Origin of the sequence: Pseudorhodobacter sp. E13 (assembly GCF_003991405.1) — a bacterium.
Classification (GTDB): Bacteria; Pseudomonadota; Alphaproteobacteria; order Rhodobacterales; family Rhodobacteraceae; genus Pseudorhodobacter.
In genome coordinates, this window is sequence record NZ_RPEN01000157.1 from 165,118 (window position 1) to 178,252 (window position 13,135).

General features: G+C 61.8%; 12 protein-coding genes. 4 read left to right on the forward strand and 8 right to left on the reverse strand.

The window, feature by feature from the left end:
* Nucleotide 1: 1 nt before the first annotated feature.
* Nucleotides 2-1,057, forward strand: a complete 1,056-nt coding sequence (locus tag EGN72_RS13095; RefSeq protein ID WP_127048297.1) for an ABC transporter ATP-binding protein — start codon at nucleotides 2-4, stop codon at nucleotides 1,055-1,057.
* On the opposite strand, the gene EGN72_RS13100 is transcribed toward EGN72_RS13095, so the two are convergent.
* Together EGN72_RS13100 and EGN72_RS13105 are read right to left on the reverse strand one after the other, a co-directional pair.
* Nucleotides 1,054-2,205, reverse strand: coding sequence for a TIGR03862 family flavoprotein (locus EGN72_RS13100; RefSeq protein ID WP_127048298.1), 1,152 nt, complete (start codon nucleotides 2,203-2,205; stop codon nucleotides 1,054-1,056). The genes EGN72_RS13095 and EGN72_RS13100 overlap by 4 nt on opposite strands.
* The gene (locus EGN72_RS13105) at nucleotides 2,202-3,479 is read right to left on the reverse strand and encodes a mechanosensitive ion channel family protein (protein WP_233587132.1); all 1,278 of its coding nucleotides are present in this window, start codon (nucleotides 3,477-3,479) and stop codon (nucleotides 2,202-2,204) included. The genes EGN72_RS13100 and EGN72_RS13105 overlap by 4 nt, the downstream gene beginning before the upstream one ends.
* Before the next feature lie 124 nt (nucleotides 3,480-3,603).
* Between EGN72_RS13105 and EGN72_RS13110 the strand changes: the two genes are divergently transcribed.
* Together EGN72_RS13110 and EGN72_RS13115 are read left to right on the forward strand one after the other, a co-directional pair.
* Nucleotides 3,604-3,912 carry an HNH endonuclease gene (locus EGN72_RS13110; RefSeq protein WP_127048301.1) on the forward strand — a complete coding sequence of 103 codons (309 nt, stop codon included), beginning with the start codon at nucleotides 3,604-3,606 and terminating at the stop codon, nucleotides 3,910-3,912.
* A 57-nt stretch (nucleotides 3,913-3,969) separates the two neighbouring features.
* Nucleotides 3,970-4,998, forward strand: a complete 1,029-nt coding sequence (locus tag EGN72_RS13115; protein ID WP_127048302.1) for a proline racemase family protein — start codon at nucleotides 3,970-3,972, stop codon at nucleotides 4,996-4,998.
* Nucleotides 4,999-5,055: 57 nt separating this feature from the next.
* Here EGN72_RS13115 and EGN72_RS13120 read toward each other — a convergent pair whose 3' ends face one another.
* From EGN72_RS13120 to EGN72_RS13150, 6 genes are all read right to left on the reverse strand, one after another.
* A complete protein-coding gene (locus EGN72_RS13120; protein ID WP_233587133.1) occupies nucleotides 5,056-5,544 on the reverse strand; it encodes a GAF domain-containing protein in 489 nt (162 codons plus the stop codon).
* Nucleotides 5,545-5,664: 120 nt separating this feature from the next.
* Nucleotides 5,665-6,828 (reverse strand): HPP family protein, encoded by a 1,164-nt coding sequence (locus tag EGN72_RS13130; protein WP_158623194.1) that lies wholly within the window; start codon nucleotides 6,826-6,828, stop codon nucleotides 5,665-5,667.
* A 26-nt stretch (nucleotides 6,829-6,854) separates the two neighbouring features.
* Nucleotides 6,855-7,868: a DNA polymerase III subunit delta gene (gene holA, locus EGN72_RS13135; protein WP_127048306.1), complete on the reverse strand. Its 1,014-nt coding sequence runs from the start codon at nucleotides 7,866-7,868 to the stop codon at nucleotides 6,855-6,857.
* Nucleotides 7,865-8,380: an LPS assembly lipoprotein LptE gene (gene lptE, locus EGN72_RS13140; RefSeq protein ID WP_127048307.1), complete on the reverse strand. Its 516-nt coding sequence runs from the start codon at nucleotides 8,378-8,380 to the stop codon at nucleotides 7,865-7,867. Before lptE ends, holA begins: the two co-directional genes overlap by 4 nt.
* Nucleotides 8,367-10,919, reverse strand: a complete 2,553-nt coding sequence (leuS, locus tag EGN72_RS13145; RefSeq protein ID WP_127048308.1) for a leucine--tRNA ligase — start codon at nucleotides 10,917-10,919, stop codon at nucleotides 8,367-8,369. The genes lptE and leuS overlap by 14 nt, the downstream gene beginning before the upstream one ends.
* Before the next feature lie 132 nt (nucleotides 10,920-11,051).
* Complete coding sequence (locus EGN72_RS13150) at nucleotides 11,052-11,600, reverse strand: DUF3576 domain-containing protein (RefSeq protein ID WP_127048310.1); 549 nt, start codon at nucleotides 11,598-11,600, stop codon at nucleotides 11,052-11,054.
* Nucleotides 11,601-12,031: 431 nt separating this feature from the next.
* Here EGN72_RS13150 and EGN72_RS13155 point away from each other — a divergent pair, with 431 nt between their 5' ends.
* The gene (locus EGN72_RS13155; protein ID WP_127048311.1) at nucleotides 12,032-12,982 is read left to right on the forward strand and encodes a porin; all 951 of its coding nucleotides are present in this window, start codon (nucleotides 12,032-12,034) and stop codon (nucleotides 12,980-12,982) included.
* Nucleotides 12,983-13,135: the final 153 nt, after the last annotated feature.

Here is a 13,135-nt window from a genome sequence, read left to right on the forward strand (position 1 = left end):
GATGGCAACGGTAGAACTTGACCATGTGAAAAAGCGCTTTGGGAAAACCGAAGTGATCCAAGGCGTCAGCGTCGATATCGCGGATGGCGAGTTTATCGTGATCGTCGGGCCGTCGGGCTGTGGCAAATCCACCTTGCTGCGGATGGTGGCGGGGCTGGAAACCATTTCCGAAGGCGAGGTTCGGATTGGCGGTGTGCGTGCCAATGACAAGGAACCGATGGAGCGGGACATCGCGATGGTGTTCCAGAATTACGCGCTGTATCCGCATATGTCGGTGGCGCAAAACATGGGCTACGGGTTGAAGATCGCGGGTCTGCCCAAGGCCGAGATTGACCGCAAAGTGCGCGAGGCGGCAGAGCTGTTGCAGCTTTCGGCGTTGCTGGATCGGCGGCCAAAGCAGCTTTCGGGCGGGCAGCGGCAGCGGGTGGCGATGGGCCGCGCGATTGTGCGCGAACCGGCGGTGTTTTTGTTTGATGAGCCGCTGTCGAACCTTGATGCCAAGCTGCGGGTGCAGATGCGGCTGGAAATCAAGGAATTGCAGGCCAAGCTGGGTATCACCGCGCTTTATGTCACGCATGATCAGGTAGAGGCGATGACAATGGCCGACCGCATGATCGTGATGAATGGCGGCGTGGCTGAACAGATCGGCACACCTCTTGATGTCTATGAGCGCCCGCAAACCCTGTTCGCCGCGCAATTCATCGGCAGCCCCTCGATGAACATACTGGAGGCCGAGGCGCGCGCGGGCCGGGTGACGCTTGTCGCCGGGGGCGCGTCCTTTGATGTTCCGGCGGGGGTAGGCGGGCCGGTGAAGCTTGGGTTGCGGCCCGAGCATGTGACCCCCGATGCCAATGGCCCCCTGTCGCTGGAGGTGCATCTGGCCGAACCCTTGGGCGCGAATACTTTGCTGCATGGCAAGATCGCGGGGACGGGCGTTGATTTCACCGCCAGCCTTGCGGGTGTGCACCGGGTCGGCGCGCGGGGAGAGGTGATGCGCCTGACGGCCAGCCCGGAAAACCTGCATCTGTTTGACGCAAAAGGCCAGCGGATCGGCTAGGTCTTTGCGGCGGCGCGCCCGGCCCAAAGCCCGGTCGCAAGGCAGGCGGTCAGCAGATAGCCGCCTGTCGGGGCCTCCCAATCCAGCATTTCGCCGCAGGCAAAGACGCGGGGGAAGGCGCGCAATTCCAAGCCTTCGGTCAGGCCCGCCTGTGCAATGCCGCCCGCGGTTGAGATCGCCTCATCCATCGGGCGCGGCCCTGCCAGCGGCACCGGCAGCGCCTTGAGCAGCGGGGCCAGATCATCGGGCAAGGGGCGGCCCCATTCCTGCACCAAGGCCACCGCCACCGCCGACAGCCCCAGTTTGCGCAGTTTCGCCGCCACCGTATCACCGCGCCGTGCCTTGGCCAGCCGCGCGGTGATCGCCTCAACGCTTTGGTCTGGCAACAGGTCCAGCCGCAGCGTGGCCCCATTGCGCAAGGCGCGGCTGATCGCATAAATTCCGCCGCCTTCCAGCCCTTTGGACGAGACGATGAATTCCCCCCGCTCGCGCACGCCGGTGGACAGGCATAGCGCCGCCCCTTTCACCGGTTGCCCGAAATGCCGCGCCATATGGGCCGACCAGTCAATGACAAAGCCCATATTTGCGGGTTGAAACGGGCTGATTTGCACGCCGCGCGCCGCCAGCCACGGCACCCAAGCGGCATCAGACCCCAGCCGCGCCCAGCTTGCCCCGCCCAGCGCCAGCACCGTCACCGCCGGGCGCAGCGCTTGCCGCCCCGCAGGGGTTTCAAAGGCAAAGGCATCGCCATCGAACCCGTCCCAGCACCAGCGGGTGCGCAGTTCCACCCCGTTTGCCCCCAGCCGCGAAAGCCATGCGCGCAACAAGGGGGAGGCCTTCATCGCGACCGGAAACACCCGGCCCGATGATCCGGTAAACACCGCTTGCCCCAAATCGCGGCACCAATCTTGCACGGCCTGCGGGCCGAATTCGGCCAGCATCGGGGCCAGCCACGCCTGTTCGGGGTAGGCGGCGGCGAAATCCGGGCCGGCGTGGGTGATGTTCAGCCCCGACTTCCCCGCCATCAGAAACTTGCGCGCGGGGCTTGGCTTGGCCTCTACCACCAGCACCTGCCGCCCGGCAGCGGCCAAGGCTTCGGCCGCCATCAGCCCTGCCGGGCCTGCGCCAATGACCAAAGCATCGGTCACAGCTTTGGCACCGCGCCTTTGAATTCCACCACGCGATGCGGATAGGGAATTTCGATGCCGTTCGCCTTCAACGCGTTCCAGATCGCGAACAGCACCTGGCTTTGATATTTGTTCTTGCCGTCATCAATGCCCGACACCCAGTATTCGATGGCAAAATCAATGCCGCTGTCGCCAAAACCGCGCAGCTCGCAATCCGGGCCCTCGGGCGCGCGCAGAACGAAAGGCAGCGCCTCTACCGCTTCGGTGATGATCGCGGGAACGCGGTTGATATCGGTGTCATAACTCACTGAAAACGCGGCCTCATAGCGGTTGGCAGAGCCTTGGTCGGAATAGTTCACCACCCGCGTCGTGATGAAATGATCGTTCGGCACCACGATCCACTTGCCGTCAAAGGTTTCCAGAATACAGGCGCGCGCGGTCATCTTGACGATGGTGCCGGTTTCCCCGCCATCCAGTTCGACATAATCGCCCACGGTGGTTTGGCCTTCGACCAGCAAGATCACGCCCGATACGAAGTTCGCCGCGATCTGTTGCAGGCCAAGCCCGATGCCGACACCCAAGGCGCCGCCCAGAACGGCAATTGCCGTCAGGTCGATGCCCATGATCGACATCAGCAGCAGGAACGCCGCACCAAAGATCGTGATTTCGGCGGCCTTGACGGCCAGTTGCCGGGTCGCGGGGCGCAGTTCCTTTTGCTTTTGGATATATTCGCTGCTTTGACGGTTTGACCAACCGCCCAGCCAGAACAGCAAGCTGCCCGCGATAAGCCCTCGGATCAGCGACAGCAGCGAAAACCGGATATTGCCCAGTTCGATCATCGTCTCGCTAAGCCGCAGCATCAACGGGTCCAGCGCGCCCAGCGTGTAAAGCGCCGCCACCGGAATCAACACATAGCGCCCCAGCAAGCGCAAGAACGGGTCGGTCAGCGCCTCGCGCACCAGCGCGCGCACGGCGATGAACAAAAACACGCGCTTGCCAAAAGCGATCACCGCGCCAGATCCGAACAGAGAGCGGGTAAACTCCTCTCCCACAGCGGTCAGCGCATAGGCGACAAGGGGCATCAGCAAGGGCATCAGCTTCAGCGCGAACAGCCGCGCCTGCGGGATAAGACCTTCGGCCCCTTCTGGTGGTGTCAGCAGGTTAACGATCAACGGGCGCAGCCGCCGGGTCAGGAAAATCGCCAGAACGAAAGCGGTTGCCAAAAGCGCAAACTGCGACCATGCGGCAGGGCTTACCAGCCATTGCATTGCCGTATCGGTCACGGGTTTGATCATCTGCAAAAACGATTGCACAAATGCTGGCATCTGTTCCATGGAAATCTAGGCCCTTGTCCCTGTGGGGGTTTGCGCTTTCTTTGGCAAGAAACCCTAACCGAGACAAGGGAAACCACAAAGCGCCATGCCAATCCCTGACCCAGATATCCCGATCTGTGCGCTTTGTGGGCGGCCTATCCCGCCGGATGTGCCGCAAAGCCTGCATCACCTGATCCCGCGCGCCAAGGGTGGCAAAAAGGGGCCCGTGGTTTTGCTGCATCACATTTGCCACAAGGAAATCCATGCCAGCCTGACGGAAACGGAATTGGCGCGGCGGTTCAACACCATCGCGGCCTTGCAGCAGCATCCGCGTCTGGCCAAGTTCATCGACTGGGTCGCCAAACGGCCACCGGGGTTCCTGTCGCGTAGTCCGGGCAAGGCGCGCCCGCGATAAGGCTTGCCAAAGCGGCGCGCAGCTTCACAAATGGATAGGCACAAAGGGGGGCAGATCATGCGCAGCCGCACGACCATCCAGATCATCGGCTGCCATGCCGAAGGCGAAGTTGGCGATGTGATCATCGGCGGTGTGGCCCCGCCTCCCGGTGATACGCTCTGGGCGCAGTCGCGCTGGATTGCCGCCGATCAAACCCTGCGCAATTTCGTGCTGAATGAACCGCGCGGCGGCGTGTTCCGCCATGTCAATCTGTTGGTGCCAGCCAAAGACCCGCGCGCCGCCTTTGGCTGGATCATCATGGAGCCTGTGCATACGCCGCCCATGTCCGGCTCCAACGCCATTTGCGTGGCGACGGTGTTGCTTGATACGGGTCTGGTGCCGATGACCGAACCCGAAACCCGCTTTTACCTGGAGGCGCCGGGCGGGTTGATCGCCGTGACCGCGCAATGCCAAGACGGCAAGGCGAAATCCATCCGCGTCACCAACCTGCCCAGCTTTGCGCAACGGCTGGATGCCCCGCTGGAGCTTGCGGGCCATGGCACGTTGCGGGTTGATACGGCCTTTGGTGGCGACAGTTTCGTGCTGGTAGATGCTGCCAGCCTTGGTTTTTCCCTGCGCCCTGATGAAGCGCGCGATCTGGCCGAAATTGGCATGAAGTTGACCCAAGCGGCCACCGAACAACTGGGCTTTTCCCATCCCACCAATCCCGATTGGGCGCATGTCTCCTTTTGCCAGTTCACCGCGCCGATCACCGTGGAAAACGGTATCAAGACCGGGCGCAATACCGTCGCGATAGAACCGGGAAAGCTGGACCGCTCCCCCACTGGCACCGGCTGTTCGGCGCGCATGGCGGTGCTGCATGCGCGCGGCGACATGCGGGTGGGAGAGGCGTTTGTGGGCCTGTCCATCCTTGGCAGCCGTTTTGATTGCCGGATTGAAAGCACCACCACCCTCGGCAGCACACCTGCCATCATCCCCAGCATCCAAGGCCGCGCATGGATCACCGACAGCCGCCAGTTGCTGCTGGACCCCGAGGACCCATGGCCCCAAGGCTACCGTTTGGCCGACACCTGGCTAGTTCTGTGAAGGCTGGGTTTTATCTGGTTATATATATCCAAAAAAACGGCAAGGCCGGGTGGGCCCTTACCCAAGCGGACGCGCTGCGATTTCCGCCAGCAAGGCATCGTGATGCGCGGCCAGCATCGCCTGATATCCCGCCAGCCGCGCGGGCGTGAAATGCCCGGCCTCTGCCAAAAGGTTCAGGGTGCCCACCACCTCACCTTTGCGCAGAATGGGCAGGTTTGCGCAGGATCGGCAGCCTAGTGCCACGATCTGCGCATGGTCGGGGAACAGGTCTTTGAACCCGCTGTCGTGATTGGCCACAAAAGCCTCACCCCGCCCGATGACTTGCTGCGACCACGCGTCATCGGACAAGGGTTTCGTGCCCGATACCGGATAGGCCACCGGGTCCGAGCTATAGGCACGGCGCACCTGTGCATGGCCCGGATCATGCAGGGTGACGGTGAACAGCTTGATGCCAGCGCTTTTGGCCGCATCGCATAAATCATCATAAACGTTCATCGCGCCATCGCCCTTTGACAGGCGGGTTTTGCGCGCACCAGCTCGGGACATGCATTCCGCGCCACCACCTCATCCGACTGGGGTGGGGCGGCGATAGGTTCGAAGGGAACGCCCAGTTCCTCCACCCTCCAGATCGCCCGCGCGGCGCGGGTTTTGACGGTTCCGATCAGCTTATACATCGTTACCCTCTGCTTCTGTCTGCTCAGCGTGATGGCTTTGATGCGCCTTGGCAAGGGCTGCGATCAGATCAGCGCGGCTGACGATGCCAACCAGCCGGCCATCGTCCAGCACGGGAACCGCCTGTTGCGCGCCTTCGGCCAACAGGTCGATCAGCACGCCCAACGGGGTGACTTCGCTGACGGTGCCAACCATGGGTTCCATCACATCGGCGGCAACAGGTTCCACCACATCACGGCTGGCGCGCAGCAAACGGTTCAGAACGCCGCTGTCGGCTTTGGCATCGGGGTTATGCAAGGTGCGCACCAGATCAGATTCCGACACCAACCCCTGAAACACGCCATCAAAGCCAACCACGGGCAAGGTGCGCACCTTGTGCTGCCGAAACAGCGCCGCGATCTGGCTGACGGGCATGCGCGGATAGGCCGTCACCACATCGCGCGACATGATCTGCGCGGTTTCCACGCCATCGAACAGATGTTCTGCTGCCTGTTTATGTGCGGCATCAATCAGCCGGGCAAGGTCGGCCGCGCCGATGTTGGCGTCCAGACCCAGACGCTGCAAAAGCGCCGTCAACTCCTTGCTGTCAATCGCCGGGCTAAGACTGGCCTCACCCACATGGCGGGGTGCATGGTCTTCGGGCTGGCGAAAGGGATAGACGCGCCCGGTGACGCGATTGAACAGAACTGCAACCAGCAGCAAAAGGCTGGTATCCAGCAAGACCGGGCTGAAGGCATAGGAAAAGCCAACCTCGCGCACGGAATCGGCGGTCAGCACCGCGCCAAGGGCGACACCTGCGGCGGGAGGATGTGTGGCGCGCAGCAGCATCATCACGATCATCGCCAAAGTCACCGACAGGCCAAGCGCCAGCCAAGGTTCTGTCACCGTCATGACCACGGAAACCCCGACCAGCGCCGATGCGGTGTTGCCCACAAGGGCGGACCAAGGTTGCGCCAAGGGGCTGCTCGGCACCGCAAAGGCCAGCATCGCGGTGGCCCCCAAAGGGGCGATCAGCAGCAAGGTCGGGTCTGGTCCTTCGGCTGTGACGGGCGCCATGGTCAAGCGGACCAGAAAAGTGCAAAGCGTCAGGCCAATGCCAGCCCCAATGCAGGCCCGCAGCATTTCGCGCAGGGGCGGGTGGCCGACGGCAGGGCTCATGGCTCGGACGAAGCGCCGCCACCCAGTCATTTTGGGGCCATCGCCAAGCGGATCAAGGCGCGCTCCATCACCGCCATGGCTGGCGCGCGGCTGGCTGATCGCAGCGTGAGGTCGGTTTCCAGCAATTCCCCCAAAGCCCATTCCAGCATTGGCACCCGCCAGCTTTGCAACTGCCGCAGCATCCGTTCGCGGCGCGGGCCAAAGACGCGCATCCGCACCATGCCATTCGCCGCCCCACCTGTATCGGTGGCCGCCCCATGCAGCGCCCTGAAATGCCGCAGGGCCCCGATACATAGCGTGACCGGGGTCACGCCTTGCCCTTCCAGCCGCCGCATCAAGGCGCCGATTTGCTGCTGGTCGCGTTCGGCAACGGCATGGATCACATCATCCACCTCGGCCTCTATCGTGCCCGGGGCGCAGGCCGCCACATCGGCAGAGCTGAGCGGCGCGGTGACCCCCCAGTGATATAGCGCAATCTTTTCCAGCGTTTGCCGGAAATCGCCGGGGTCCAGCGCGCGGGCCAGCACGCCCAGATCGGTCATCGCCTCGGGCGAAATGGCCGCCAGCCCCGCGCGTTTCAGCTCTGCCTCGATTTCCTCGCGGCTGGGCGGCTCGTCATACAGCCCAATGCAGACCGCCGAGCCGGACTCGTCAAACACCTTCTTGAGCGGCGATTTCGCCGTCAGGTTGCCTGCCGTCACCACGATCACCGCATCGCCGGGACGCCATTCGCGCAACGCATCCGCAAGTGTCTCGGACAGGCCATCGGTGGCTTCTTCGACAAATACCACGCGCGGGCCGGGGAAAAACCCCTGGCTGCGCAATGCATCCGACAGCGCCGCACCATCCTTGCGCAGATCGGCGGCGGGCAGGCGTGTCAGCCGCATTTCGGCCTCTCCCTGCGGACCAACCAGTGCAAGGATCGCTTCTTGCCGTTTCAGCGCCACGCGCATGGCATCGGCCCCGAAAATCAGCAGCCCTGCCTTGTTCGGGTCAGGGGCCGCGCAATATTTGGCCGCTTGCTGCCCCTTCAGGTTCATGGGGCCGCCGCTGCGGGGGCTGCCTCCGCCCATTGGCCAGAGGTCGCCAGAAGCTGGCTGATGATCTGATCGGCGATGATCCGCATCAAACGATACGCGGCATCTTCCTGCGCGGCCAAACCGGCCACCGTGGACCCGGTTGCGGAATAAGAGGTGAAATTGGTCGAGACGCCGCCGGTCAGCCGGGTGCCTGTGATGACATCGCTCAGCTCCCAAGTGACCTTGCCAGTCAGGTTATAACGGGTAATCGCGTTATCGGTGGTCACGGCAACCCCGATCGGGTTCAGTTCAATCGTATAGGTCAGCGCATATTTCGGGATATCGGACGGGCCCAGCCGCTCTTCGATCCGTTCCACCAGATCGAAGGCAGGCTTGTCGCGCGGTTCGGCGGCCAGAACGGTGTTCTGCAACGCCAAACCGCTGCCCCCCGGCGCATAGGCGGGCGTGAAACCACAGGCCACAAGCGCAAGCGACGCAAGCGAGGCGAAAAAAATCCGTCTAGATAACCACATTTACAATACGCCCCGGCACCACGATCAATTTCTTTACCGGCTGACCGGCAAGGAACTTCACCACAGCATCATCCGCCAGAACAATCTTTTCAACCTCGGATGCAGGCATATCGGCAGGAACAGTGATTTCTCCGCGCCGTTTGCCATTGATCTGCACCGGCAGGGTGATGGAATCGAGCACCAGCATCGCAGGGTCGGCTTTTGGCCAGGCGGCTTGGGCGACCAAACCCGCCCCGCCTTGCATCGCCCAGATCTCTTCGGCGAGGTGAGGGACCATCGGGCTCATCAATTGGGCGAGGTTGCGCATCGCCTCTACCATCGCCGCCTTGCCCGCTCTGGATTTGGACAGGGTGTTGGTGAATTCATACAACTTCGCGATGGCCTTGTTGAAGGCAAAGTTTTCGATGCCGCGCGTCACATCTTCAATCGCGCGATGCATGGCGCGCAGCAGGTCCTGATCGCCTTCGCCGTCCGCATCGGGCATCTGGGCGATCCGCTCGCTCAGCGCCCAGACGCGGCCAAGGAATTTGGCCGTGGCTTCGGCACCGCTGGCTGTCCATTCCACGTCCCGCTCGGGCGGGCTGTCGGACATGACGAACCAGCGCGCGGTATCCGCCCCGAAAGTGGCGATGATATTCATCGGGTCCACGACGTTTTTCTTGGACTTCGACATCTTGATGATCGGCCCAACCTCCACCGGGGTGCCATCGCGCAAGGCCGCACCGGTTTCGGATTTCACCACATCTTCGGGCAATTGCCAGACCGGGCGGCCATCGGCCCCCTTGGTGGCATAGGTTTCATGCGTCACCATGCCTTGGGTGAACAGCGCGTTGAACGGTTCAATCGCCTTGGCAGGCAGATGGCCGGTTTTCTGCATCGCCCGCGCAAAGAAGCGCGAATAGAGCAGGTGCAAAATCGCGTGTTCAATGCCGCCGATATATTGGTCGACGTTCATCCAATAGGCCGCATCATCCGCATTTGTCGGCGTGGGCGCGTGGGGCGAGGTAAAGCGCGCATAATACCACGAACTGTCAACAAACGTGTCCATCGTATCGGTTTCGCGCCGCGCCGCCGCGCCGCATTTCGGGCAGGTGCAACTGCGCCATGTCGGATGACGGTCCAGCGGGTTGCCGGGGATGTCAAAGGTCACATCATAGGGCAATTCGATCGGCAGGTTTTCCTTGGCCTCCGGCACCACACCGCAAGCCTCGCAGTGGATGACCGGGATCGGGCAGCCCCAATAGCGCTGGCGCGAAACGCCCCAATCGCGCAGGCGGAAATTGGTGACGCCATGGCCCACGCCCTTGGACTCGCAAAACGCAATCGCTTCATCCACGGCATCGGCCCCGGTTTGCACCTCATCGCCTGCAAAACCGCGGATATAGCGAACCTTCTCCGATTTCAGCGGCACGAAAGCCTCGGTCAGCTTTGCTTCCTCGGCCCCTTCGGCGACGAAAACCGGCGGGATCGGCAAACCGTATTTGGTGGCAAAGTCAAAATCGCGCTGGTCATGCGCCGGGCAGCCGAAAATCGCGCCGGTGCCATAGTCCATCAATACGAAATTGGCGATGTAAACCGGCAGCTCCCACGCGGTATCGAACGGGTGGCGCACGCGCACGCCGGTATCAAACCCGCGCTTCTCGGCCTTTTCCAAGGCCTCCTCGCTGGTGCCGATCTTGCGGCACTCGGCCACAAAAGCGGCAACCTCGGGGTCATGCCGCTCCAGATGCTTGGCCAGCGGATGATCGGGGCTGATCGCGGCAAAGGACGCTCCCAAGAGCGTATCGGGCCGCGTGGTATACACCTCAACCCGGTCAAACCCGTCTGGTGCACCCACGGTGGAAAACGCAAATTGCAAACCGCGCGACTTGCCGATCCAGTTGGCCTGCATCAGACGCACCTTCTCGGGCCAGTCCTTCAACCCGTCCAGCGCCTCCAGCAATTCGCCCGAATAGTCGGAAATCTTGAAGAACCACTGCGTCAACTCGCGCCGTTCCACCACGGCCCCCGACCGCCAGCCCTTGCCGTCGATCACCTGCTCATTGGCCAGCACGGTCATATCCACCGGGTCCCAGTTCACCACCGCATTCTTGCGGTAAACCAAGCCCTTTTCCATCATGTCGATGAACATCGCCTGCTGCTGGCCGTAATACTCCGGGTCACAGGTGGCAAACTCGCGGCTCCAGTCGATCGACAGACCCAAGGGCTTCATCTGCCCGCGCATGTCTGCGATATTGCCATAGGTCCAGTCCTTGGGGTGGCCGCCCCGCTCCATCGCGGCGTTCTCGGCGGGCATCCCAAAGGCATCCCACCCCATCGGATGCAACACCGCATGGCCACAAGACGCCTTATACCGCGCCACCACATCACCCATGGTATAGTTGCGCACATGACCCATATGAATGCGCCCCGACGGATAGGGGAACATCTCCAGCACATAATACTTCGGCTTGGCCGCATCCCGCTTGGCGGTAAACACACCGGCCTTGTCCCAGGCGGCCTGCCAACGGGCTTCAATCTCAGAGGGGGTATAGGGCATGGCAGCGGGCCTTTTCGCGCAAATTCAACGGATGCGCGCAGTTAACCCACATGCCCCCAGAACGTCCAGAGTGTCCGCCGTTTCATCTTGGCAAAAATACCTCGGGAGCGCGAGGGCTGGCCCTCGCTTGCCTTACAGCTTGCTGTCGCGAATCCGCAACTGCCGCGCCCGTGTCAGGATGGCGTCTTCCACCGCGCGCTGGGTGTCACGGCTCACCGCGCCACCGCCCCGCGTCTGCAACGACAGCTTCAACGACCGCGCATCCAGCGCCGGGTCCTGAATATACACAGTCGCGCGATAGGCACGGCCACCGCCCGGCGGGGTGCCATAGCCGGTGACGATCACACCGGTAAACGGGTCCACCGTCTGCACGGGCAGGAAGTTCAGAATATCCAGCGTCGCGTTCCAGATATACTTGTTCACCTCAACCGTGGTGTTCGGATCATCCGAATTGGTGAACAGATCCCACAGCGTGCCATTGTCTTCGCGCGGCTTCGATGCCTCAAGCGCCGCGCGCTGGGCATCGGCAGCTTGCTTGCTGCGCAATGTCGCCTCGGACGGCACCGTATTGCGGTTGCGCGATCCAAAAAGCCCTGAATCCCCGCTTGCGATACCGCTACATGACGCGACCAAGGCTACTGTCACACCCATCACGGTGGCACGAAGAAGATAACGGCTCATACGGGGCTCCCGGCTTTCAACAACGTTTGTCTAACTTAGCGCCCCCTTTGGAACAAGGGCTTTCAATACCCTACCTATATGCCAGCAAGGATTCGCGCGTAAACCCATCCTGAACGACCGCAGCCAGAGCAGCAGCAGAATCGCGGCGATTCAGACAACCTGCCGCGCGGCGATGGCCAGATGGTCCGTGCTGCCTGCCTTCGGCGCGCAGGCCCGAAACCCTGTGAAACCCCGTGTTCCGGCACCTTTACAGCTAAAAACGCCCCGGCGGGTCACTCTACTGTGGCTTTGACGCACCACAAAACACGTTCTTCCTATTCCGGACGCCGTGATCGTTGCAATCAAGGCAGGAAGGGTTGATTAGAAGTGCATACCCAGTTCGGATTTCCCTGAATTGGGCAGCACCTTTGAAAAAAACACGAGGGAAAACGATGAAAAAGATTCTTATTGCTACGACCGCGCTCGTTGCAACCGCTGGCGTTGCTGCCGCTGAAGTTGCAGTTTCGGGCAACGGCCGTATGGGTGTCGTATATGACGGCGCTGACCTGAACTTCTCCAGCCGTATCCGCGTTGTGTTCACCCTGTCCGGTGAAACCGATGGCGGCCTGCAGTTCGGCGGTTCGTTCCGCGCTGACAACGCAACTGGCGCTGCTACCGGCAATGCTGGCAACGTGTATATCTCCGGCGCATTCGGCAAGCTCGCAATGGGCGACGTTGTTGGCGCTGCTGAAGAAGTTATCGGCGATCTGCCGGAAATCGGCTTCCAGGACGTTGCAAACAACGACGTTTCCTACCTGACCGGTGACAATGGCGGTTCCGTTTCGGGCACGAACGCTCTGTACACCTACTCCGCTGGCGCTCTGTCCTTCGCTCTGTCGATGAACGACGGTAAGCAAGCTGCAGTGCCTGCTGGTTTCGCACTGAACACCACCACTGGTGTGATCGCTCCGGTTGCTGCAGTTGGCGTTGACACTGCAAACGAAGTCGCTGTTGGTGTGAAGTATTCCATGGACGCTTACAGCGTTGCCTTGGCTCACGAAGTTTCTAAGCCCGTTGTTGGCGGTGCTCGCAAGCACACCATCATCGGCGCAACCGGCACCTTCGCGGACACCACCGTAATGGCATTCTACGGTGCTATGTCCGGTGGCACATTGCCGAAGCAAAAGCAGTATGGCATCGGTGTGACCTCGAAGTTTGACGCAATCACCGTCAAGGGCTTCGTTCGCAACGACAAGACCACTGGCCTCAAAGCTGTGACCTCCTGGGGTCTGGGCGGCGAATACTCGCTGGGCGGCGGTGCATCCGTTGCTGGCGGTCTGGCCGACAACAACGTCCCCGGCTCCAAAGTCAAAGCTGACTTCGGCCTGAAGTTCACGTTCTAATCCAACCGGATTGGTTCTTGGGGAAAGAGCGGGCCTTGCGCCCGCTCTTTTCTTTTCTGCCGCCTGCAAGGCACCCCGCGCCGATGTGATGGCCCTGCGCTTGCCAAACAGCGCCGCCTCTGGCACGCTTTCGCCATTGCCACAGCCGAAAAA

Bases quoted from the DNA above. Each gene is read 5' to 3' on its own strand.
- EGN72_RS13095 (WP_127048297.1), top strand. From the start codon at position 2: ATGGCAACGGTAGAACTTGACCATGTGAAAAAGCGCTTTGGGAAAACC.
- EGN72_RS13105 (WP_233587132.1), bottom strand. From the start codon at position 3,479: ATGATCAAACCCGTGACCGATACGGCAATGCAATGGCTGGTAAGCCCT.
- EGN72_RS13110 (WP_127048301.1), top strand. From the start codon at position 3,604: ATGCCAATCCCTGACCCAGATATCCCGATCTGTGCGCTTTGTGGGCGG.
- EGN72_RS13115 (WP_127048302.1), top strand. From the start codon at position 3,970: ATGCGCAGCCGCACGACCATCCAGATCATCGGCTGCCATGCCGAAGGC.
- EGN72_RS13120 (WP_233587133.1), bottom strand. From the start codon at position 5,544: ATGTCCCGAGCTGGTGCGCGCAAAACCCGCCTGTCAAAGGGCGATGGC.
- EGN72_RS13130 (WP_158623194.1), bottom strand. From the start codon at position 6,828: ATGAGCCCTGCCGTCGGCCACCCGCCCCTGCGCGAAATGCTGCGGGCC.
- holA (WP_127048306.1), bottom strand. From the start codon at position 7,868: ATGAACCTGAAGGGGCAGCAAGCGGCCAAATATTGCGCGGCCCCTGAC.
- lptE (WP_127048307.1), bottom strand. From the start codon at position 8,380: ATGTGGTTATCTAGACGGATTTTTTTCGCCTCGCTTGCGTCGCTTGCG.
- leuS (WP_127048308.1), bottom strand. From the start codon at position 10,919: ATGCCCTATACCCCCTCTGAGATTGAAGCCCGTTGGCAGGCCGCCTGG.
- EGN72_RS13150 (WP_127048310.1), bottom strand. From the start codon at position 11,600: ATGAGCCGTTATCTTCTTCGTGCCACCGTGATGGGTGTGACAGTAGCC.
- EGN72_RS13155 (WP_127048311.1), top strand. From the start codon at position 12,032: ATGAAAAAGATTCTTATTGCTACGACCGCGCTCGTTGCAACCGCTGGC.